The organism is Caldicellulosiruptor changbaiensis (assembly GCF_003999255.1).
In the GTDB taxonomy this organism is placed as follows: Bacteria; Bacillota; Thermoanaerobacteria; order Caldicellulosiruptorales; family Caldicellulosiruptoraceae; genus Caldicellulosiruptor; species Caldicellulosiruptor changbaiensis.
Genome location: NZ_CP034791.1, coordinates 1,071,421 through 1,094,217 on the forward strand (window position 1 = coordinate 1,071,421; position 22,797 = coordinate 1,094,217).

General features: G+C 35.3%; 22 protein-coding genes, 5 tRNA genes and 1 pseudogene. 26 read left to right on the forward strand and 2 right to left on the reverse strand.

The window, feature by feature from the left end; all coding sequences use genetic code 11:
- Positions 1 to 8 precede the first annotated feature (8 nt).
- Together ispD and ELD05_RS05100 are read left to right on the forward strand one after the other, a co-directional pair.
- Positions 9 to 683, forward strand: a complete 675-nt coding sequence (gene ispD, locus ELD05_RS05095) for a 2-C-methyl-D-erythritol 4-phosphate cytidylyltransferase (RefSeq protein WP_127351594.1) — start codon at positions 9 to 11, stop codon at positions 681 to 683.
- Between the two features lie 44 nt (positions 684 to 727).
- Positions 728 to 1,543: an Asp23/Gls24 family envelope stress response protein gene (locus ELD05_RS05100; RefSeq protein WP_127351595.1), complete on the forward strand. Its 816-nt coding sequence runs from the start codon at positions 728 to 730 to the stop codon at positions 1,541 to 1,543.
- 7 nt (positions 1,544 to 1,550) lie between these two features.
- On the opposite strand, the gene ELD05_RS05105 is transcribed toward ELD05_RS05100, so the two are convergent.
- Complete coding sequence (locus ELD05_RS05105) at positions 1,551 to 2,309, reverse strand: DUF6062 family protein (RefSeq protein WP_127351596.1); 759 nt, start codon at positions 2,307 to 2,309, stop codon at positions 1,551 to 1,553.
- A 189-nt stretch (positions 2,310 to 2,498) separates the two neighbouring features.
- Between ELD05_RS05105 and ELD05_RS05110 the strand changes: the two genes are divergently transcribed.
- From ELD05_RS05110 to ELD05_RS05165, 14 genes are all read left to right on the forward strand, one after another.
- Positions 2,499 to 4,871 carry an ATP-binding protein gene (locus ELD05_RS05110; protein WP_127351597.1) on the forward strand — a complete coding sequence of 791 codons (2,373 nt, stop codon included), beginning with the start codon at positions 2,499 to 2,501 and terminating at the stop codon, positions 4,869 to 4,871.
- Between the two features lie 5 nt (positions 4,872 to 4,876).
- Positions 4,877 to 5,380: a nitroreductase family protein gene (locus ELD05_RS05115; protein WP_127351598.1), complete on the forward strand. Its 504-nt coding sequence runs from the start codon at positions 4,877 to 4,879 to the stop codon at positions 5,378 to 5,380.
- Between the two features lie 31 nt (positions 5,381 to 5,411).
- Positions 5,412 to 5,804: a secondary thiamine-phosphate synthase enzyme YjbQ gene (locus tag ELD05_RS05120; protein ID WP_127351599.1), complete on the forward strand. Its 393-nt coding sequence runs from the start codon at positions 5,412 to 5,414 to the stop codon at positions 5,802 to 5,804.
- A 150-nt stretch (positions 5,805 to 5,954) separates the two neighbouring features.
- Positions 5,955 to 6,039, forward strand: a tRNA-Leu gene (locus ELD05_RS05125).
- Positions 6,040 to 6,053: 14 nt separating this feature from the next.
- Positions 6,054 to 6,182, forward strand: a complete 129-nt coding sequence (locus tag ELD05_RS14745) for a hypothetical protein (RefSeq protein WP_277601430.1) — start codon at positions 6,054 to 6,056, stop codon at positions 6,180 to 6,182.
- Positions 6,183 to 6,314: 132 nt separating this feature from the next.
- Complete coding sequence (locus ELD05_RS05130; protein WP_127351600.1) at positions 6,315 to 7,274, forward strand: tyrosine-type recombinase/integrase; 960 nt, start codon at positions 6,315 to 6,317, stop codon at positions 7,272 to 7,274.
- An 8-nt stretch (positions 7,275 to 7,282) separates the two neighbouring features.
- Positions 7,283 to 7,612 (forward strand): hypothetical protein, encoded by a 330-nt coding sequence (locus ELD05_RS05135; protein ID WP_127351601.1) that lies wholly within the window; start codon positions 7,283 to 7,285, stop codon positions 7,610 to 7,612.
- 408 nt (positions 7,613 to 8,020) lie between these two features.
- The gene (locus ELD05_RS05140; protein ID WP_241243619.1) at positions 8,021 to 8,167 is read left to right on the forward strand and encodes a hypothetical protein; all 147 of its coding nucleotides are present in this window, start codon (positions 8,021 to 8,023) and stop codon (positions 8,165 to 8,167) included.
- A 361-nt stretch (positions 8,168 to 8,528) separates the two neighbouring features.
- The gene (locus ELD05_RS05145; protein WP_127351602.1) at positions 8,529 to 8,750 is read left to right on the forward strand and encodes a helix-turn-helix domain-containing protein; all 222 of its coding nucleotides are present in this window, start codon (positions 8,529 to 8,531) and stop codon (positions 8,748 to 8,750) included.
- Between the two features lie 49 nt (positions 8,751 to 8,799).
- Positions 8,800 to 9,126 (forward strand): hypothetical protein, encoded by a 327-nt coding sequence (locus tag ELD05_RS05150; RefSeq protein WP_127351603.1) that lies wholly within the window; start codon positions 8,800 to 8,802, stop codon positions 9,124 to 9,126.
- Between the two features lie 202 nt (positions 9,127 to 9,328).
- Positions 9,329 to 9,946, forward strand: coding sequence for a CHC2 zinc finger domain-containing protein (locus ELD05_RS14315; protein ID WP_241243620.1), 618 nt, complete (start codon positions 9,329 to 9,331; stop codon positions 9,944 to 9,946).
- Positions 9,947 to 11,140 (forward strand): bifunctional DNA primase/helicase, encoded by a 1,194-nt coding sequence (locus tag ELD05_RS14320; protein ID WP_277601442.1) that lies wholly within the window; start codon positions 9,947 to 9,949, stop codon positions 11,138 to 11,140.
- A 76-nt stretch (positions 11,141 to 11,216) separates the two neighbouring features.
- Positions 11,217 to 12,020, forward strand: a complete 804-nt coding sequence (locus tag ELD05_RS05160) for a hypothetical protein (RefSeq protein ID WP_241243621.1) — start codon at positions 11,217 to 11,219, stop codon at positions 12,018 to 12,020.
- A 299-nt stretch (positions 12,021 to 12,319) separates the two neighbouring features.
- A complete protein-coding gene (locus tag ELD05_RS05165) occupies positions 12,320 to 13,030 on the forward strand; it encodes a hypothetical protein (protein ID WP_127351604.1) in 711 nt (236 codons plus the stop codon).
- A 294-nt stretch (positions 13,031 to 13,324) separates the two neighbouring features.
- Here the strand turns inward: ELD05_RS05165 and ELD05_RS14990 are convergent.
- Positions 13,325 to 14,570 (reverse strand): annotated as a pseudogene (locus ELD05_RS14990) (IS110 family RNA-guided transposase).
- Between the two features lie 627 nt (positions 14,571 to 15,197).
- Here ELD05_RS14990 and ELD05_RS05175 point away from each other — a divergent pair.
- From ELD05_RS05175 to ELD05_RS05215, 10 genes are all read left to right on the forward strand, one after another.
- Entirely contained in the window at positions 15,198 to 16,484 is a 1,287-nt protein-coding gene (locus tag ELD05_RS05175; RefSeq protein ID WP_127350861.1) for an IS110 family RNA-guided transposase, read from the forward strand.
- Positions 16,485 to 17,069: 585 nt separating this feature from the next.
- Positions 17,070 to 17,306, forward strand: coding sequence for a hypothetical protein (locus ELD05_RS05180; protein WP_127351605.1), 237 nt, complete (start codon positions 17,070 to 17,072; stop codon positions 17,304 to 17,306).
- Positions 17,306 to 17,464 (forward strand): hypothetical protein, encoded by a 159-nt coding sequence (locus tag ELD05_RS13985; protein WP_206516927.1) that lies wholly within the window; start codon positions 17,306 to 17,308, stop codon positions 17,462 to 17,464. Before ELD05_RS05180 ends, ELD05_RS13985 begins: the two co-directional genes overlap by 1 nt.
- A gap of 2,352 nt (positions 17,465 to 19,816) precedes the next feature.
- Positions 19,817 to 19,906 (forward strand) — tRNA-Leu (locus ELD05_RS05185).
- Between the two features lie 5 nt (positions 19,907 to 19,911).
- Positions 19,912 to 19,987, forward strand: a tRNA-Met gene (locus ELD05_RS05190).
- A 20-nt stretch (positions 19,988 to 20,007) separates the two neighbouring features.
- Positions 20,008 to 20,084, forward strand: a tRNA-Met gene (locus ELD05_RS05195).
- 23 nt (positions 20,085 to 20,107) lie between these two features.
- A tRNA-Glu gene (locus ELD05_RS05200) sits at positions 20,108 to 20,182 on the forward strand.
- A 138-nt stretch (positions 20,183 to 20,320) separates the two neighbouring features.
- Positions 20,321 to 20,932, forward strand: coding sequence for a TetR/AcrR family transcriptional regulator (locus tag ELD05_RS05205; RefSeq protein WP_127351606.1), 612 nt, complete (start codon positions 20,321 to 20,323; stop codon positions 20,930 to 20,932).
- Positions 20,933 to 20,936: 4 nt separating this feature from the next.
- Positions 20,937 to 22,046: an HlyD family secretion protein gene (locus ELD05_RS05210; protein ID WP_127351607.1), complete on the forward strand. Its 1,110-nt coding sequence runs from the start codon at positions 20,937 to 20,939 to the stop codon at positions 22,044 to 22,046.
- A 26-nt stretch (positions 22,047 to 22,072) separates the two neighbouring features.
- Entirely contained in the window at positions 22,073 to 22,795 is a 723-nt protein-coding gene (locus ELD05_RS05215) for an ABC transporter ATP-binding protein (protein WP_127351608.1), read from the forward strand.
- Positions 22,796 to 22,797 lie beyond the last annotated feature (2 nt).

Genomic DNA, 22,797 nt, shown 5'->3' on the forward strand with positions numbered 1-22,797 from the left:
ACTCTAAAATGACAACTTTTGCTCTTGTATGTGCTGCAGGTAGCGGCAAAAGGTTTGGGGGTAGCACCCCCAAACAATTTTTGTTTTTAGAAGACAAAATGGTAATTGAATATTCACTTTGCGTATTTGAAAACTCACCTTTTATAGACGGTGTTGTAATTTTAATTCCAAACGGTTATAAAGATATTGGAGATGTACTCAAAGAAAAATACAAGAAAGTGCTCTTTTGGGATTATGGAGAAGATGAGAGAGCAAAGACGGTGAAAAAAGGCCTTGAACTTATAAAGGGTATGTGTAATTTTGTTGCTATACACGATGCTGCCCGTCCTTTTATTGATCTGGAATTAATAGAAAAATTAATTTTAGAGGTGAAGAGCAGCTTTGCAGTTGCACCAGCTGTGTCAGCAAAGGATACTGTAAAGTATGTAGTTGATGGATATGTACAAAATACAATTCCAAGAGAAAATGTCTATTTGGTCCAGACGCCACAGGTTTTCAAGTTTGATTTGATATATGGGGCGTATGAAAAGTTTAAAGACACCTGTTTTACTGATGATCTGCAATATGTAGAGGCGCTTGGCATAAAACCAAAGATAGTGGAAAATAGCAGTTTGAATTTTAAGATTACCACAAAAGAGGATATGGTTTTTGCAAAGGCCATTGTGGAGCAGTTTTTAAAATAGTAAAATATCTTTTGAGAAATCTTTCAAAAAGAGGTAGTTTGATAGTGAAGGTATATGCACTGGTTGGACCAAGCGGTTCAGGGAAGAGCTATAAAGCCTTGATTGTTGCTAAGATGATAGATGCAAACGCCATCATTGATGATGGCATTTTGGTGTATAATTCAAAGTTAATAGCAGGAAAATCGGCCAAAAAAGAGCCTACATATTTAGCATCCATAAGAAGAGCTCTTTTTATGGAGGATGACCATGCAAATGAGGTAAAGGAGGCTATAAAGAGGCTTAACATTGACAAAATATTGATTTTGGCCACTTCAAAGCAGATGGCACAAAAGATTGCGCAGCGTTTAGAGCTTGGTAGAATTGAAAAATTTATTGACATTCATGAGGTTTCGACCGACTCAGAGATTAAAAAAGCAATGACAACAAGAAATAAAGAAGGAAAACATGTGGTGCCAGTGCCAACATTTGAGATAAAAAAGGACTTTTCGGGGTTATTAATATATCCTTTGAGAGTTTTTAAAAGAATAAATTTAAACGACTACATTATTGCTGAAAAAACAATTGTAAGACCCACATTTAGTTATCTTGGAGAGTATACAATTTCTGAAAATGTTTTGATTGCCTATATAAAAAATGTATTAAAGAAAAATCCAAATATTGCAAGAATACTATCCATAAATCTTGCTATAAAAAACAACCTTTTGTATATAAAAGTAGAACTTATCTTGAAATTTGGTTGCAATATTAAATTGGTACTTGAAAAAGTTCAGAGAGAGATAAAGGAAGAAATAGAATATTATACATCAATAAATGTTGAATACATTCATCTTATTGCAAAGGGTGTCCAAGTTTTAACTTAAAGAATTTTTATTTGTATTTTCCCAATTTTTCTGTTGCATTTATCAGTGAGTTTCTAACCTCAAACGAGACAACGTTATTTGCATTTCTATAATCAAATTGTTTGTTAAACTCACATATGTTTTGATAAAGGCGAGAAATTGCATCAAGCTCAATTTTACAGATTTTTTCAACAAAATTGTCAAGTTCTTTTGAGCGCAGATGGTTTTGAGAAAACTTTAATAAATCGCAAAAATGGTAGAAACAAAAGCCTTTTGAGCTAAGTACCTTTTGCTGAAACTCCTTTTTTGTTCTCCACATAAAAAAGAACACATCAAAATAATTTTTCATTCTTGCATTAATTCTTTCACATATGACACATTGAGAGTTTATATTTTCTAAAAATTGAAGCAAATTATTTAAAAGAGCTTCTTTTGAGGTATGGTTATTTAAGATTCGCTTTAAAAACCCTTCTTTTTTTTGAAAATTTAAAAGCATAAAATGTGAAGAAAGAATCTTTTCGAAATTAGTTTTTATTTCATGAAGATGAGTCTCTAACATAAGACCGTAAGGAAGCTTATTTTTTTGCTCAAGCAACATGTGAAAATGTCGGGAGCAAAATCCTTTTTTATTTGTTTCAAGCCGTGAATCAACTTCCATGACACTTTCACCTAAGACAATTTCCAAACACTGTTTTTCAAAGTTGTTTTCAAGATAACAAAATGCACATTCACAATCAACTGAGAAAGCATCATTTACAGGAATCATGTATATCTTTTCGTCACCCATTTGTTTTCAGCTCCTTTTTGAACTTGTATGCTCACTTTTTAATTTTTGCCATTTGATAAAAATATGATAACTTTAATTTTACAGTTTTTGTGATGGTAACTCAATATTGAATTGTTTTAATAGAATATTTATAAAAAAATTGGGTATAAAACTTTTAAGATAAATATAAAAGCTGGAGTGAGAAATTTGATGAAAGTTACACCCGACAAATTAAAAAGGTATGTAAACTTGTCTGAATTCAATTTTACTACTACTGATGAAGTTGAGCCATTGAGATCAATAATTGGCCAAGAAAGGGCAAGAAAAGCGTTTGAGTTTGGCCTTAAGATTAACACAAAAGGTTATAACATTTATATGTGTGGTCCAACAGGTACAGGCAAGACAAGTTTTGCCGAAAGCTATCTTAAAGAAGTTGCAAACCAAAAACCTGCTCCAAATGACTGGGTATATGTATATAATTTTTCCAACCCTGACTCACCAATTGCAATTGGTCTTCCAAAAGGAATGGGAAGAGTTTTTAAAAAGGATATGTCAGATTTTGTTGAATCTGTTGTAAACGACCTAAAAAAAGTGTTTGCAAGCGAAGAGTATGAAAATGACAAGAATAATATCTATAACGAGTATCAGGAAAAAAGGACTCAGCTTTTAGATGACTTAGCTGAAGAAGCAAGAAGGTATGGCTTTGAAATAAAGTATACACCAAGCGGTGTATATTTTATCCCAATTGTGGATGGAAAAGCTATTTCAGAGGCTGAGTATCCTGAGCTTGATAAATCTATAAGAGATGAGATGGAGAAAAAGATTAAAAAGCTTCAGCTTGATACGCAAGAGGTACTAAAGAAGATAAAGCTTCTTGAAAAAGAGTCAAAAGAAAAGATAAAAGAACTTCAAAAGAGAATTGCAGTGTTTACTATAAGTCATTATGTCTATGAAATCAGAAACAAGTACAAAGAAAATCAAAAGATACTTGACTTTATTGACGGTGTTACTAATGATGTAGTGGAAAATCTTGAAGAATTTTTGGACAGAGACGATGAAGAACAAGGCTTATCTTTTCAGTTTCTTCAATCTAAAAAGACTCCTAATTTAGACAAGTACAAGGTGAATGTAATTGTAGACAACTCAGATTTAGATGGTGCACCTGTTGTATATGAGGTAAATCCAACTTACTATAATCTCATAGGGAAGATTGAATATGAAAATGAAATGGGGAATGTTTTAGTCACTGATTTTACAAAGATAAAAGCTGGGGCAATTCACAGGGCAAACGGCGGGTATTTGATACTCCAAGCGAAAGACATTTTAAGCTATCCTCAAGCATGGGAGGCCTTAAAAAGAGTCTTAAAAACAGGTGAGATAGTCATTGAAAATCTAAAAGATATTTATGGACTTTTTATTACATCAACTCTAAAACCAGAACCAATACCGGTGGATTTAAAAGTAATTCTGATTGGAAATGAATACATCTACAATATCTTATATGCTTATGACGAAGATTTCAGAAAACTTTTTAAGATTAAAGCTGATTTTGACAGTGAGATGGAGTATACTCAAGAAAATGTATACAAGATGATTCAATTCATAAGTTCATTTTGTAAAAAGGAAAATGCTTTGCCATTTTCAAAAGAAGCGGTTGAAAAAGTGGTTGAGTATTCATGTAGGCTTGTTGAAAATCAAGAAAAGCTCTCAACACGCTTTAATGACATTGTTGAGATATTGGCAGAGGCAAGCACATGGGCACAGCTTGAAACAAGCGATGTGGTAAAGAAAGAACATGTCATAAAAGCAATTTGCGAAAAGGAATACAGAAGTTCAAGATATGAAGAAAAGATAAATGAGATGATTGAAGATGGAACAATACTTGTTGATGTTGACGGCTATAAGGTTGGTCAGATAAACGCACTTGCAATTTTGGATGTGGGCGATTATGTGTTTGGGAAACCTTCACGTATAACAGTTACCACCAGCAGCGGCAGAAGTGGTATAATAAATATTGAACGCGAGGTGCAGATGTCAGGCAAGACTCACAGTAAAGGCATAATGATAATCTCAGGGTATATTGCTGAGATGTTTGCTCAAGATATGCCGCTTACACTAAATGCTACAATATGCTTTGAGCAGCTGTACTCTGGCATTGAAGGTGATTCAGCATCGGCTGCTGAACTGTGTGCTCTTCTTTCTGCCTTGAGTGATGTTCCAATTTACCAGGGAATTGCAATCACTGGTTCGATCAATCAAAAAGGAGAGATTCAGCCTGTTGGTGGTGTGACTAAAAAGGTAGAGGGGTTTTATTATGTCTGCAAGAAAAAAGGGTTTACAGGTAAGCAAGGTGTGATAATTCCTTATCAAAATATAAAGAATTTAGTTTTGTGTGATGAGGTTATAGAGGATGTTAAAGATGGCAATTTTCATATCTGGGCTGTAAAATCAATTGATGAGGCTATGGAGATTTTAACAGGTAGGAAGTTCAAAGAGATTGTGATGCTTTCAAAACAGAAGCTTAGAAGATATTTAGATAATCTTACAAATATAAATCAACAAAACAAAGAAAAGGAGGCGTGAAGTTGATGGATGTATTAGAAGTTTTGAGGGGAAGAAGAAGCATAAGAAAATACAAAAAGAACATGCCACTTGACAAGAAGACTATTGAAAAGATAATTGATGTTGCACGTTTTGCGCCAACAGCCCGCGGGAATCAAGGATGGGAGTTTGTTGTTGTAACAGATGATGAGCTAAAAAAACAGATTGCGCAAAAAGCGCGTTATGGAAGGTTTATAGAAGATGCTTCGTGTTGTGTTGCAGTTTTGTATGAAAAGGGATTTGAGTATATTTTAGAAGATATGGCAGCAGCCTCAACTTATATCTTAATCGCAGCAAAGGCGTTGGGACTTGGTAGTTGTTGGGTTGCAAGCTATAAAAAAGAACACTCTGAGGATGTGAAGAGGCTTTTGAATGTACCTGAGCATTTAGAGCTATGTGCGCTAATTAGCATAGGATATCCCGACGAAGATCCTGTGAGAAATAAAAAGGAGCTATCTTCAATCTTGCACTGGAATAAATACAAAAGATAAGCTTAATTTTTTAGAATGGGGGGTTAAAAGAGTGTTCAAAGAACTTGAGATAAGGACAAAAGATAGGATTGACTTTGTAGACATTACAAGTAAACTTAAAGAGATTGTAAGACAGTCAAATATTGAAGAAGGGCTTATGACTGTGTTTGTTCCTCACACCACAGCAGGTGTTACAATCAATGAACATGCTGACCCTTCAGTTGTGAGTGATATCAAAAAACAACTTGAAAAATTAGTACCTGTAAATAACGGGTATAGCCACAGCGAAGGTAATTCTGATGCACATATAAAAGCAAGCTTGATAGGCTCATCTGTCAATATAATAATTAGAAACGGTGAGCTTATGCTTGGTACATGGCAGGGGGTATTTTTCTGTGAATTTGACGGACCGAGAAGAAGAAAAATATACGTGTATATAAAATGATATATTGCAAAAGAATATTAAAGTGATAAAAGACTACGCCTGAACACCTGCCAAAAATATAATTGCTTTTTTAAAACGGCGGGTGTTCAAGGCTTATATTATATTTGACAAAGCACAAACCTTGTGCTAAAATATAATACGCAAAAACAAGCGGGTATGGCGGAATTGGCAGACGCGCTAGACTTAGGATCTAGTGGCAACAGCCGTGGGGGTTCAAGTCCCTCTACCCGCACCAAGAGTAAAATCCTCTTGACAAGTGAGAAGGAAGAGATTAAAATATATAATTGCGATGCCGGAGTGGCGGAACTGGCAGACGCACAGGACTTAAAACTACCAAATATGGATATAATTAGAAACCAAGAATTATCAAGGCTTTGAACATTTTAAATTTACACAATTGAGTAAAAAGGTCTGTTATGGTCATGAAATAAAAACAGGAGAACAAAGTATTATCCAAACGCAGCCACCAAACACCGAAAGAATAAAAGTAGGTGTGAGGTGGTTTTTATTATGCCTAAACAACTCAAAGTCAACAATTCAAATTCAGATTGGGAAGACGCATTACAGCTTTTCTTATCTTACAAAAAAGCACAAGGTAGAAGTGATTTAACGATTAGGGACTATGAACGTCACATCAGTTCATTTTTTAAACGTTACCCAGATTGTTTTAATGACACAGAGAAGTTAAGAAAGTGTTTGATTGAGTATTTATCACAACCTATGAAACCAGTGACTTACAATCTAAGAATGAAAAACTTGAAAGCATTTTTGAATTGGTGTGTTGAAGAGGGTATTATTCCGACAAATCCCATTGCTAAATTCAAGCCAAGAAAGACAGATGACAGAATTGTTGAAATTGACATTGAAACACTTCAAAAGTTACTCCAGTTGCCAGATAGAAAGACATTTGCTGGTTTACGTGATTATGCATTGATGTTATTGACACTTGACACAGAAATAAGACCTAAAGAAGCCTTTTCATTGCTAAAAGACCATTTTGATTTTAAGAATTTGCAGGTTGTAATTCCTTCAGATGTGGCAAAGACAAGAGTATCAAGAGTGCTGCCAATCTCACCAGTAACAGCAAATGCAATTAAAAAACTCATCTCTTCAAGACATCCCCAATGGGATGACAGCGTTCCTGTATTTTGTTCAGTATCAGGAAAGCCTTTAAACAGGTATAGATGGAATGAAAGAATGAGAGAGTATAGTAAACAATTAGGTGTGAAAATAAGACCATATGATTTAAGGCATATGTTTGCTTTGCTGTATCTCAAAAATGGTGGTTATGAATTGAGTTTGCAAAAGATAATGGGACATACAACATTGGAAATGACAAAAAAGTACGTCCACTTTACCCAGAAAGACCTACAAGAAATTCATGCAAAGGTAACACCGATTAACAGTTTGCTAAAACAACCCTTAAACAGGGTTGGAAATATAAAAAATCAAAATAAAAAGAAGGAGTGAGTTTAAAGATGTTATACCATTTTTATGATGAGGAAAGCAAAATAGACTTCTTTGTTGGCTACAGTGACGTGTTTAAAGACAATCAGGTTGCAGGTGGTGGTTGTTTAATTTTAGAGGAAATGGGCATTAAAAATGTTTATCTTCAAGTGAACAGAAAAATTGACAAAGACAAAAGAATAAAAGCGTGGTTTAAGCTATTAGAAGGGATTGATAAGGCTTTAGGAATGTTACCATTTCAAAGTAGTGTTGTAAGAGTGTATGCCGACGAGGACAAGCTTTCAGGTGTAATTGCTGTAGTGGACGAAAAAGAAGACGCAGAAGTTGTTATGACATACTGAGACAAAAAAGTTGTATGCACAAGTTTAAAAGCAACCTGTTTTATGTAAACTTTGTCAAGTAGAACACATGTTTGAGTATACCTTAATAGGGTATGGTATTAAGAAAAGAAATCAGCAATACCAAGCATTTGAATTGATAGCAAAATGCACAACAAAAATGTAGTATTCACTATCATGTGACGTTATCACTACCTTTTATTTCAATAGTATCAAGCCTTTTAAAATAGTGCATTTTTCACAACACAGCTAAAAAATAGGGTTTTTTACAACATTTGTGGTATAATAGTATATAGAAGGGTAAAAAGTGAACACGCAAAATTGAAAAAATTAGGCTGCCTTAAAGAAGTTTTAAAACTTCTTTGGGGCAGCTTTTATTTTTGAAAAACACTGGAAAGGAGTTGATTTGAGATGACGAAATTAGAGTATTTGAAGAAACAGCATAATTTATCATCAGCAAAGCTATCTTTGGCAGCTGGTATCAATTACACTTTGTTGACTTCAATTGAAAGAGGGGAAAGAAAAGCATATCCAAAGGTAAAAAAAGAGATTGGCTGAGTTTTTCAATGTGGCAGAAGATGAGTTGTTCAATGAAGATGGGTCGTTGAAAGAGATTGAGGATTAATCTTTTTTCAAGTAACAATTGTGCAAAATCACGATTTTTAGAGGCAATTTATAGCTTCCTAAAAGGAAAATCAGAAAGTAATTTAAGAAAAAAGTAGTTTTTTTCAAGCACTAAAACATTTGTGTAAAATATGATTGTAAGGTGAGTATAAAAGTGGGAAATTGTTAACAACTATGAGTTGTTTTGCTACACTATATTTAGGTTGAAGTAATTTTTAAAAAACAAGATATTGATGTTGCACATTATTTTGAATATATTAAGTAGTGGTAATTAAAAAAGGAAGGAGTGATATTTATGACAGTTTTAGAAAAAATTAGAAAAGACAAGGGATTATCTCAAAGCAAGTTAGGACTTGCTATTGGGGTCAATCCTAATATCCTTTCCCAAATCGAAAGGGGTTGGAGAAAGCCTTATCCCAAGTTGTTACAATCTTTGGCAGCATATTTTGGTATATCTGTCGAGGAGATAGCAAATCCTGATGGAACATTAAAAAAAGTCAACGACCAAATTGCATAAAAAACGGTGGCTTTAAACCACCTAACAAAGTGGGGTGTTTGGAATGGTTATGTATGCTTACAACAAAATTCTAAATAAAAAAGTTAAAGCAGGGTCGTTTGACGCAAAAACAAAAATTTTTAACAAAACAGTCAAACTAAAAAGCAAATGTTGGAAGTATAACACCTATGGTATAGAACAAGAAATTATCGACAAATTAAAAATGCTAGACTGTCAAGAAATTGTTATTAAAGAACAAGATACAGCCAAAGAATACCATATTCCCTTTAATGAATATATCAAACATGCTTTTGTTGATGTTTTAGGAAATTCGACACCGCAATATTATTTGTCATTGAAATACTTTACTTGCATAAACAAAAAAGAAGCAGTTTGATATTGTATCGGGCGGTTGGGGGCGGGGATTTTATTTTAAAAAGGCAAAAACTTTTTATTATTTTTCACATTTTCACGTTAAACTTCACTACTTAAATTTTAAATCATTTATTTACAAAAGACAATATCTTTTTTGAAGTGTTAGCGTTAAATTTTGAATTAACACAAACAAATACAAATTAAGCAAATAGGGAGGGGTTGCAATGCAAGGTATTGTAAAGGCAATCAAAGACAAAATAGACATTATCGACTACATAGGAAGATACCTACCTTTGCAAAAGGAAGGTAGTAACTACAAAGCTTGCTGTCCCTTCCATCCTGATAAAAACCCATCATTCTACATTAAACCCAGCGAACAGTTTTTTCATTGCTTTGGCTGTGGCGTTGGTGGCGATGTTATCAAATTTGCACAGCTTTACCATAAAATATCTTTTGGGGAGGCGGTAAAAATGTTAGCTGAGGAAATAGGCTTGTCTATTGGCAGCAAGCAAACAGAAGAAAACACGCAAGAAGAAAAGCCTTCTATTGACCAGATTATAGCATATGTCGAGACATGCCATCAATACGCAAGTTTGACAAGTTACTTTGCTGATAGGGGGATTCCCACTTCTCTAATTGACAAATACAAGATGGGCTTTGATGTGGAAAACAATGCAATTGTTTTACCCATCTTTCAAGACGGGCAGATAATAAGCTATGTGCGTCGCAATCTTGATGATAACAAGCCACGCTATGAATTTCCTAAAGGACACAAAGGTATACCGTTTAATTTGGACATACTCAAAGACGACCTGCAAACTAACGTTTTTATCACTGAATGAATTTTTGACGCATTAACAATTGAAGCAGCGATTGGACAGCCAGCAATCGCACTAAATGGCTGCGAAAATCAAAGCGAGTTTATACAAACCCTAAATCGTATCAAACCACAGAACAAGAAATTTTACATCCTGTTTGACAACGACGAGGCAGGCAGCAAAGCAGCAAAACAACTTTTTGATAAGATGAAAAACCAGTATGAAGTGGCTATTTGCAGATGGGAAGGTGCACCTTACAAAGACATCAACGAGTTTTTGCAAAACTCTCAAGACGAGTGTATAAAGTTTTTAAAATGGCAGCTTAAAGCGGCTTTTTATCCCTATGCACTCATTAATTTTGCTGCCCAGTATGTTGATTTTCTCAAGTCTGATAAATTCAAAGCTATTTCCACAGGATTTAAGCAATTAGACGATGTGTTAAATGGTGGTTTTGTAGCAGGAAACCTGTATGTCTTTGGTGCAAAGCCCAGCGTCGGTAAAACAACATTCTTGTTGCAGCTTATAGACAACTTCTTACAGCAAGGTTATGAATGCGTCTTCCTATCGGCTGAAATGCCCAAAGAAGAGATTTTGACAAGGATTTTCTGTCGTGAATATGGACTCAAAAAAGTTAATGTTAAAGTAGCTGGATTCGATTTTTATCGAAAACTTAGAACAAGTACAGCAACTCAAGAGGAAATGCAAGAGTTCATGTCTGTTATGCAAGACTACATCATGCGTTATGCTTTCAAGCTTCACATTTTAGAAGGACAAAGACTTGACGAGGTCTATTATGTCCTTGACCGCTTGCAAAAGCCTATCCTGTTTGTTGATTACTTACAGCTTTTGCAACCAGCAAAACCATATCAAAGCGATAAGCAAAGAGTTGACCTGATAATGCAAGAGTTGTTTGAGATTAAAAACAAGTTTTTAATCCCAGTTGTCGCTATCAGCAGCTTGAATAGGGAAAGCTATGACGACGATGATATAAAAGCTTTCAAAGAATCTGGGTCAATTGAATATGGAACAGCAGCCGCTTTCCTAATGAAAAGAGATGACGACAAACCTATTCACGATGACTACAAAGGCAATGGTTATACAATCAAATTCAATTGTGTCAAAAACAGATATGGCAGCATAGGAGAAAACATCACAATGAGATTTTGGGGCGGGATTTACTTGTTTGAAGAAATAGCCGACAATGACAACAGCTTATAATCCAAACACGCTGCCTTGTACGGTAATCGGCAAGGCGGCGTGGTAAAACAAAAACCACAAATAGGAGGGGTCAAAAATGATGAACAGCCAAAACAATGAAAACTTTTACATCACAGACGCAAACTTGCCTATCAACATCTTTTCCCTATTGGAAGACAGTATACAACCACGGCAAGGGCGAGAATGCAAGCTTGTTTATGAGTATGAAACAAATGACGGCGGCAAAGTACAAATCGGTACAAACTACTACATGCTAACACCAGCCGACATAAACACATTATACATCTTGACCACCTATAGGCAGGAAACAGGACAGACAGGAGATACTTTTGAAATACCGCTAAAGTACATCATGGAGAAGCGAGGAATGGATGTAAACCAACCAGAAAATATTAAGCTGGTCTTGCAATCACTTGACCGTTTAATGATGACAAAAGTTGTTGTGGAAAGATACGGTTTTGCTAATGGAAAAGAATTTAAGCGGGATATGGCAAAGTTTGTGCTTTTGCCTTCCTATCGCATATCACAGAAAGGCAGCAAAGGGCGGGGATACAAAACAAAGCTTACTGTAACACTTGCTAAAGAAATTTGTCGCAATTTAGATAATGGCTATGTTGCACGTGGAGATTTGGACGTTGCAAAACAGCTTGTTAAATACAAGATAGCACACAGGCTTTATCACTTCCTAATGGGAAAATGTACACGCAACAAGACCTACAAACGCAACTTTGCACAGTTTGTGCAACAAGATATTTGCCCAGAACTACCATTAGAGGAAGGCAAAGAAAAGGTAATAAACGCACTTATAAAACTGGAAAGCATGGGTCTAATAACCTACAAAATTGACAGGAATATTATCTGCATAAATATACGAAAATAATTGCATAAGTATACAAGAAAAAACGGCTGGTATCGATTGGAAAAACCATAGTATATACCTACAAAAAACCATAGTATATACCTATGAAAAACCATAGTATATACCTGCCTAAAACCATAGTACGCAAAATAAAGAATGCAGATAGGACAAGGCTTTGCGGGCACAAAAACGGGTAAAATTAAAATTAAAATTAAAAGAGAGAGTTTTACAACTCTCTCTATTAGCTAAAAATTGGTTTTGTATTTATGCATATTCCCCATCTGCATGAATTTACAAACTTACAACTGGAGGTGTGCGTCATGCGACCATGGGAGTGGCTTTCCCTAATCGAAAAGCCAGAAAATCTTGAAAGTAATGTTGGTGTTGCTGTTGGCTTGCCGACGTTTGCGGCTGGTAGGAAAGGCAAGATTGAAACAGTGTTTGTTAAGCAAGCCGACCAAAACAAGCAAGTCAGCCGCACAATCCGACTTATGACTGAACTTGAGATAAGGGAACTTGCTGCCAAGCAAAAGCCTCCCTACTTTGCAAAGCTGAAAAAGAAGGCTTATGACAGGCAACTTTGCAGCAAGGAAGGGCATTTTTGGGCAATGTTAGAGAGGCTTTCTCAAGAGTTTACAAAGAAGAATCCTAATAAACTTGACCTGCGGCTTTGGGCAAAGTTTGTAAAGTGTGCACAGCGAGACTGGGAAATCGAAAAGCTGCAATCTTCCCTAAATGCAAAGTGTCCTGTATGTGGCAGCAAGGATTTTGAGTTTGCCGAGAAAGGACAGGAAAAAGGCTTTGTGTGTTTGCCGTGTTTAAAGGCAAGTGGCAACGTTGATTTTATAGCTTGTGTGTTAATTGAAAATGATGTGCCAGAGTGGGAAAATCGTATAACATTGGGGACTGGGGAACTTGTTCCTAACAGTTTGTGTACACGTTGCGGGCAATCTTTTAAATGGTTTAGTAGCGATGATTGGGAAGGCTGGCTGTGTAGTGGTTGTGGAGAAGAATTCTATTCTTTGGGATGAATTAGTACTTGCTGGAAGTGAAAAATGTTTAGAGAATCCCAGACATTTAAATTAGCCTACCCATCGGGGTTTTAAAAACAACAGCATACAAAGGCAGCCAATAATGGCTGCTTTTTTGTTTTAAAAACACATCAATAACAAAAGACAAACGGTATAATGTCAAGGGGGTTTTTTAAAAAATTTTTTTAGATAATTAGGGCAAAAAAGACAATAAAATACCGAGCCGCTCAGCATGGAAAAATTTAACTGGCAGCTTGTTTGGGAAAGATTATTAAATTAAAAAATTGGGACTAACTAAGTATTGTAAACATCACCTCTTTCTTGATATATTTGACCTTTGCTGAGCATGGCAAAGATCAAAGGAATTAAGCGTCTTGCGGTTAGGACGAGGGCACGTTTATGCTGATGCTTGGTAACCTCTGAGAACTTCTTGTTGTAGAAGGCTTTGTAGCGTACTGTGTGCACCCTTACACAGTTAGCAGCTTCAACAAGATAGTATCTCAGGTATTGGTTACCACACTTAGCTAATGAGACATCTTGGGCATTGAAGTTGCCTGATTGGTACTGAGTCCAAACAAGGCCAGAATACTTTGCCAAAGCAGCTTCATTTTTGAAGCGCTTGATATCACCGATTTCAGCGATGATGCCGGCTGCAAGAACATCTCCTATGCCAGGGACGGTTGTTAATGTTTGAGAGAAAGCTTTAAGAAGTTTTGAGATTTCTTTGTCGAGTTTTTTAAGTTGTTCTTGCATAAATCTAATGTTTTCAAGGGTCATAGACAAAGCTAAGTCATTTGCCTCAGCCAACAGAGGATGTAATCTGTATGAACGCTTGAGCCTCGGTTTTAAGTATTTCAGCGATTTTATTGACATCTGAGAGTCTATTGTTGCCGTTATCGGATACGAATTTAATTAAGTCTTCTAAAGGCATAGAAGCGATATCATCAGGTGTAAAGTTTTCGATGATAGCACAAGAAGCTTTACCGAAGATATCTGAAAATGGACAGTCTTGAGAATAAGTAGAGAATTTAAGGTATATGAGATTGAGAGCTCTGTTTTTTTCGCGAGTTAGATTGTGAACAAGATGATAGCGCATTCTGGTAAGGCGTTGTAGTGCAGCATATTTAAAATCAGGCAAAGGTGTTGGGTTGAGTTTGCTGAACCTGACACATTCAGCGATGATAATTGCATCGATGCTATCTGTTTTAGGCAAGAAAGTGTAGATTTTTTTGAAGCCTTTGACTATGCTTGGGTTGAGAACATAAAAAGTTGGTTTATATGGCAGCAGTTCAGATGAAGAAGCAAGATACAAGTGCAGATGCCAAGCGTAATGTGAAGTTGCTTCCATGCCAAACTTAATACAGGATAGATTATACTGGCTGAGGCAGTCAATAACTCTTTTGATTAATTCGTTAGCGCCTTCTTGATCATTAGGCAAGGAAAAAGGTTTTTTAATCAAGTGATTACCGGCATCATCGATGAAGAAGATAGAATTTGACTGACTACTGATATCAATGCCCACGATTAAAGTATTTGGCAATTTGAAGACCTCCTTTTTGCAAGTAGTGGTAAGAAAAAGTGTTAAGCCCTTTATCCTTGGGGATTACATGTAATGCAGCCTCGCCGATATTAGAGCTACGGAGCAGTTTACAGGGTGCACACATCTGATATGCTCAAATCAGATGTGGTAACCTGACCGTGCACAGCAAACGAGTAAACATTACTCATGTAATCCTTTGGGGTTCAGTCTTTCGCAAGCTGTGGCGTGCAGATGTCAAAGCACGTCCAGCAGGAGGTGTTCAAAATATATCCAAATAAACTAAATCAGGCTTAAACTTTTTCTGATTTTAGTTTACCAAAGATAAAGGGCAAATTTAAACTGTAGCAGTCAATTTTAATATTCAATTTTTGAGAAATGAGTGTTTTAAGAAAGGTGCATTATCAAAATGAATTTCCAGTAATCAATTGGTACTGATAATTAAATGTACCAATTGAGATATGAAGTTTTAAGTGATTTGATAATCATATTATACGAGCATTCCTGTAATGAACGAAAATGAGTGAAAATGAAGAGAAAAGAGATTTGAAAAGATAAGGTACCTCCTGATAAAATTAATAAAGTAAGTTGTACAACTTACGAAAAAACACAACAAAGGAGGTACCCTCTTTGAAGTATACACAAAATGAAAAGATATTACAAGTCACAGAAAGAACTTTAGTTGTAGGAGTAGATATAGCAAAGGAAAGGCATGTTGGTAGAGCATTTGACTTCAGAGGAGTGGAGCTTGGTAAGAGAATAGAATTTGAGAATAGGAAAGAAGGTATGGAAAAATTTCTGGATTGGGCAAATAAGATAATGAAAGCAAATGGCAAGGAGAGTATGATAGTTGGGATAGAACCTACAGGGCATTACTGGCTGTGCTTTGAGCAGTACTTAAGAGAGAATGGCATAAAAGTGGTATTAGTGAATCCTTTTCACGTGAAGAGGAGCAAGGAGCTTGATGATAACACGCAAACTAAGAGTGATATAAAGGATCCGAAGACGATAGCAATGCTTGTGAAGGATGGAAGATACACAGAACCAAATATACCCGAGGGTATATATGCTGAGATGAGAGTAGCGATGAACATATATGAAAGGCTTCAAAAACAGCTGAATGTTTTAAAAAATCAAATAATCAATTGGCTTGATATATATTTTCCAGAGTTTTTAGGAGTATTTTCTGATTGGGAAGGCAAGACAGCAATAGCGACGCTGAGAGAAATGCCATTGCCTTGTGATGTAGTAGGGAAGGAAGTAGAAGGGATTATAGAGTACTGGCGTGACAAAGTAGATAAGCGAGCGATTAGTCGCAGGAGGGCGATGGATTTAACAGAAGCTGCCAAAAGAAGTATAGGTAAAAAAGAAGGTAGAAAGCTGGCAAGACAAGAGATAAAATATTTGCTTGAAGAATATGAGCTTTTAAACAAGCAAGTAGAAGAGATAGAAGCCGAGATGGCAGAGCTTTTGAAAGAGGTGCCGAATGGCGATAAGCTTCTTGAAATAAAAGGTGTTGGAGTGAAGACAGCAGTTGGATTTATTTCAGAGGTTGGAGATATAAAGAGGTATGAGGATTCGAAGCAGATACAGAAATTAGCGGGACTCAATATAGTTGAGAATAGTTCTGGCAAGTACAAGGGTCAGACGTGTATAAGTAAAAGAGGGCGAGGAAGGCTCAGAAGTAGCTTGTTCAAGGCCATGATTACAATAGTAGCAAAGAATGAAGAATTTAAGCAGCTGCACAGGTATTACACCACGCGAGAGAACAATCCCTTGAAGAAGAAGCAATCATTAATAGCACTGTGTTGTAAATTGATAAGGGTGTTTTATGCGATTTTGAAAAAAGGCGTAAAGTATGATGGGAACAAGATGTTGAGCGATATAAAGAGAGAGGCTTTAGCAAGGACAGCGTGAAGTGAAGCGAAGTGAGAAAAATTGCTTGAACATTCTTAGTTTAAAGCAGGAGAAATAGTTTGAGTGATTCACATCTTGAGGGGGTAAAGAAATTCTTAGCTTTGCGAGGAGATTAAGTCATGTCGAGTAGCAAAGCGCCCCTTTTAATAATAGTTCACATCTTAGAAAATGTATTGATGGTTAAGAAATGAAGGAGAAAGGATTAAATGATTTTTTATAGAAAGTAGATTGAAAAATGTGAGCGGGTGGTCAGAGTACATCCTCCATACGGGCGAAGACCCTGCATACGAGCATAACTGACGTCCACGCCATGGTAGATGGGACGAGGGAATTGAGGGCAAGTGAGAAAAGACCCTGAGAGACATGAGAGGGTAAACACCATGGTTGTTGTGGATAGATACCCGCCGTAATATGGTAGAGCAACAAGATAAATACAAGAGAGAGGCTGAGTCTAAGCTAGGTATGGTAGAATAAAGCAATAATAACAATATCAAGAACAAAATTATTTGTTTCGATAGCGAATTTTAAAGAAATCGCGAGATATTTTGAGAAAATCAAAGGTATATTGAGAGAGAGGTGTTTTAAATGATATGGATTTTAGCTTTGTATTTTATTACTCTTTTAGTCTTTCTACCAGCTTATTTCTGGTACAAACGAAAAGATATTGTTTGTTCACTTCAACACAGCTTGTTTTTGGCAATTAGTGCTATGTTTGACAATGTGTTTTTAATTGCAGCTGGGATTTGGGTTGTGATTATTTTAACAGTGTCTCTAATTGGGCTAATACAAACAAACAGAAAACAAAGGGGGTCTTTATCATGATGACAAAAACAAAGAGAAATTACATTGATGAGTGGTATTTTTTCAAAAACGACAAGGGTAAAATTCAATACCATTCTCTTTGTGAGAAGTGTAAAAACAATTGCAAACAGAGTTTTAGAGTGAAAGAAATACATTGTCCAAAATATATTGCCAAGTAGTAAGAGACCACCTTAGTTGTGGTCTCTTTTCTTTTTTTAGCCACTTTGTAGAATTGCATACCCCACCAGTTTGAAATGTGCTTAAAAACTGAATGTGGCAGGGAAAATAAAGGTAGTAGCAAAAACAAAATCAAAAGTTGATAGAAATTATCAAATCAAAACTTTAAAGTAAATTATAGCATAGATTAAGTTTTAAGACTTCAAAAATTCAAGCAGCATTTATCTTCTAAATCAAGAAAAAGTAAAATAATGGAATTCAAGAATTTATTCATGTTGTGAATGTCAATCTATTTGATTGGTTTACTTTAAATTGTGCTAAATGGCTTGAAAATTGAAGGTTGGTAATTAAATACATTAACAGATTATCCACTGCAAAGAATTATTATGCACTAAACTTTGAATAATTATGAAAATCAATTGCCAAAGATAAATTTAGAATAAAAGCCTTAAATTAAGCAAGCTAAAAATAAAAAGAAATTAAACTTGAACAAAGAATTTGTGCAGCTTAAAACAAGTATTTCTTATTCTAAACAGCAAATAAGATTTAAAGAATCACAGTTAAAATTTTAAAAACCTGGACTTTATTTTGCATTGTTCTTTGTGGTCTAAATGTGGTTATGACTTATTTTATCCTGCCCACATCTTTTGAGTCAAATCTATTCTTTGGCTGCTGATTTTAGCTTGACAAATTAGTCATGAGATTTTTAAAAAATATCATACGAAAAAAAACGAAAAAAGGGTAAAAAGTCGGTTGACATTGGAAATATCAAGGCTTTTAAGACATAGCCCTTTTACGAAAAAAGAACGAAAAAAGTACGAAAAAAGTCCAAAGGCATGTCATTTCTATGTTTGTGGTAATTCTCATTGATTTTACAAAGTATATTCCCGATTTTAAGGCTGAAAATCTAAAGTGTATTTGGAGTTATCAAGATTTTAAAATACAGCCTCATAGAGAAGCGAAATTTTGAAAGGTGGTATAAAGATATTACCCAGCTATTTTTTGAAGCTTATAAAGGCTTTATACACAAATCTTATTGTGAAAATGGCTTTTATTGTAGATGTATCAAGGTTTTGCAGAAAATCATTTCAAGTTAAGCAGTATCAAGGTTTTGACAGGATTTTTTACTTTTTGTTTTTGGTTATCTTATAAAGGTATCCCTAACTTATGAATACCTTGGAACATTTTTGAAATTTCAAAAACCATAGCGAACATATAGCGAACAAAGTTAAGGGTAGTATAAAAATATTACCCATTGAATTTTGAATCAAAAGAAACAGATTTCAAAGGATTTTGTTTTGAAAAATTGCCTTTGAGATTAGAAGTATCAAGGAATAGAAGGCAATTTAATTCTAAACAAGCAATATCAAGACTTTTCAGGTTTTGTTGTAAAATGGTATTTGTAATATAGGGACTGAATTGTTATGTTATGGTGTGAAGGTTATAAAAAACTGGTGAATTTAAAAGTAGGTTACCTTAATTGGTTGTTTGGATATTGATTTGAGATAGAGAAAGACAGGATTGAATTTGGATGGTATAATGCGACATTTTTGCGCAAAATGGGTAAACCTTGATTGGGTATTAGGTTTACACATCCAAGCCTTGAGAGATGGCTAATTGAGGATGATTTTCAATTAGGAAAAATAGGGTCAAAGTGTGCTATTTTGTAAGTGGTAAAGAAGGAGATAGGGCAGTTTACAGAACAGAAAATAAATTACAACAAAGATGATAATTAGCATTTGGAAAGCCAAAACCATGGCATAGTAAAACAAATAAGGTGGCATTGTAAATTTATGTTTGCACAAAATAGCAATTTTGTGCAATGTTAAAATGTGGCAATTATTTAAAGTCAAAAGCTTTTGGTTTTAGGAAAGTTTATTCAATGGTTGTGTTATAGGTTCGCAAGTTGCGAGGTCGTCAATAGTGTTTGGATATGTCAAACTGCCTTTTCTTTGGTCTTTGTTTGCAAATAGAATTGATTTCTGGCAGCAATTAAAAGGAAAGTAAAGCCATGAAGCAGCCAAAGGCAAGGGGTAGGGGGCAAGAATTTGAAGAAGGTTCTTTGTTGCGTGCTGCCTTTAGCCGATATTTTGAAGCATAAAATTGGATGTTATGATATGCTGTTATGGCAACAGATAGCAATTAAACACAAACAAATTTTCTCTATTGAGAATTCTTTACTTTGGGGTTAAACTGATAACGAACAAACCATACAGGATTTTTGAATGTTTTAATTTGAGAACACTTAAAAGTCCTGTTCGGTAAATGAGTTTTTTAAAGGTGTTTGGTGGTTTTTGCGAGTAAAAAAACTCTTGACAATGCTTGAAAACCCTATTAAAATATATAATTGCGATGCCGGAGTGGCGGAACTGGCAGACGCACAGGACTTAAAATCCTGGGACCTGAATAAGGTCGTACCGGTTCAAGTCCGGTTTCCGGCACCAGATATCGCGGGGTGGAGCAGCTGGTAGCTCGTCGGGCTCATAACCCGAAGGTCGGAGGTTCAAATCCTCCCCCCGCAACCAAATATAAATATAATGGGAATGGCGGCGTAGCTCAGTTGGCTAGAGCATGCGGTTCATACCCGCAGTGTCAGCGGTTCGAATCCGTTCGCCGCCACCATTTTATGTCTAAAAAAGGTATATGGCCCCGTGGTCAAGTGGTTAAGACACAGGCCTTTCACGCCTGTAACAGGGGTTCGAATCCCCTCGGGGTCACCAAAACAGAAAATATGAGCAAAAAGGGCTTTGTTAAAAGCCCTTTTTTATTTTAGTTGTAAAAAATACAAAAATTTTTTATAATAAAAGTAAGTAAGTAAGTACTTACTAAAAAACTTAGGGGAGGGAGAGATATTAAAATTGAGGAAAAGTGAAGATACTAAGAACAGAATAATTCAATCAGCCATAAAGTTGATTTCACAAAATGGTTATGCTGCCACAACAACAGCACAAATAGCAAAAGATGCAGGGATTTCTGAAGCTACACTGTTTAAGTATTTTAAAGATAAGGAGAATTTACTTCATAAAGTTGTAAGTGTTGCCCTGACACAAATCTTAGATTCTGTTGCTCTTTCTCCTCTTAAAGAAAATATCAAAAAGAACAAGGATTTAAAAGCTTCTGAATTTTTGAGGTCTATAATAAATGAAAGACTTGAAATGCTGGACAGAAACATTGACCTTTTTAAGATTATTCTAATAGAGATTCAGTATAATGACTCTCTCAAAAATGAGGTTATAAAAAATATGGTGCCTAAAACCTGTGAGGCAAAGGGTTTGATTGAGAGGATACTAATACGAAAAGGGAATATTTCAAAAGAGATGGCAAAAGGCATTTCAAGAATGATGATAGGCACTCTTCTTACTTTTTTATTCCAAAAATATATTCTGGGCATTGAGACAACAAGTGATGAGATTAAAGAGGAGATAGAAAATGTATTAAATGTGATAAAAAAGTCTATTGGGGAGGAGTAAAAGGATGATAAAGGCGATATTGCAATCTAAAAACTTTAAGGTATTTTTTACTGTCCTTTTTTTAATTTCAATTTTTACTTTCTTTTTGACAGGGTGCAGAGAAGAAAATGCTGAAGATGTGTACTCATCAACTGTAGAGGTATCGACTATTGATATAAACACTGAGATTGCTGGGAGAGTAGAGAAAGTCTTTGTTGAAGAAGGCTCTAAAATTAAAAAAGGTGATATAATAGCAAAGATTGATTCAAGCCTTTATGAAATTCAAAAGAATATTGCACAGGCAAACCTTGAAGTTGCTAAATTGTCTGCGGATATCGCTGAGCAAAATTGGGAATTAGCAAAGCTAAAATATCAGCTTCTTTCTAAAAAACCATCGAAATACCAGATTAATCAGATAAAAGAAAATATTCTACAGCTAAAAGATATAAAATCAGGAAATGAAAATAACATTGAATTTTTGGAAGAAAACATAAAAAGTTTAGAAAAGATGAAAATGGCTGATTTGGACACAATAAAGCTATTATCAGAGCTAAAAATGCAATTAAATTCCCTAAAGGCTCAAAATAGTAGTCTGACACATCAGATTAATTCATTAGAAAACCAACTTGAAATGGTGAAAAACGAATCTGTTACAGATGAGGATAAAATGATTACTGAGATTTCTGTTGACATTGCAAAGAGAAACTATTTGCAAGCTCTCTCTTATGTAAATATGGCAGAGCAGAACTTAAAAATTGCTAATTTGAATCTGAGAAAGACCACAATTACCTCACCTGTTGATGGTATTGTTTTAACAAAAGGGGTTGACCAAGGACAGTTTGTTGGTATTGGTACGTTTATAGCTCAAATAGGCTTAAGCGACTACTATCTTAAGATATATGTTCCTTCAGCACAGCTACAAAAACTTTCGCTTGGTAAGAAGGTTGAGATTATCTTAGATAGCAACAAAAAAGCGTATGGTGAGATTGTGTTTATTTCTGATAAAGGAGAGTTTACACCAAGGAACGTAGAGACAAAAGAGGAAAAACAAAAAGTGGTTTTTATGGTCAAGCTAAAGATAATAAAGAATAAAGATATTTTAAGACCTGGGATGCTTGTTGATGTAAAGATTTGATTTTACAAAATTTGGGGTGATGATAGGTGGAATATGCAATCAAGGTAGAGGGGCTTACAAAAAGGTTTGGAGAGTTTGTTGCGGTAAATGACATATCATTTAGTATTCCCAAAGGTAGCCTCTTCGCCTTGCTTGGGCCAAATGGGTCTGGGAAGACAACTACAATTAAAATAATATGTGGTGTTTTAAGAGCAACAAAAGGATACGTAGAAGTACTTGGAAATGATGTCTTAAAATATCCAGAACAAGTAAAGCAAAATATAGGTTATGTTTCTCAAAAGTTTAGTCTGTATGAGGATTTAACAATTGAAGAGAACATTGAATTTTATGGTGCGATATATGGCCTTTCTAGGGACGAGATTGAAGAGAAAAAGGCAAAGCTACTTAAATTTTTTGGGTTTGAAGGCAGAGAAAAATCGCTTGTCGGCACGCTTTCTGGCGGAATGAAACAAAAACTTGCCTTTGCCTGTGCCACACTTCACAATCCACAAATCTTAATTTTGGATGAGCCAACAGCTGGAGTTGACCCTATTTCAAGAAAAGAGTATTGGGAGATGATAAGAGTTTTTTCTCAAAGTGGTGTTACGGTATTAGTAACCACCCATTATATGGATGAGGCTGAAAGGTGTGACTATGTTGCTTTTATGTTCAATGGGATTTTGAAAGAGGTAGACACACCTGCAAATGTCAAGACAAAGTATTCGTCACATAGTATTGAAGATGTGTTTGTGAAGGTATTCTCACAGTAAAA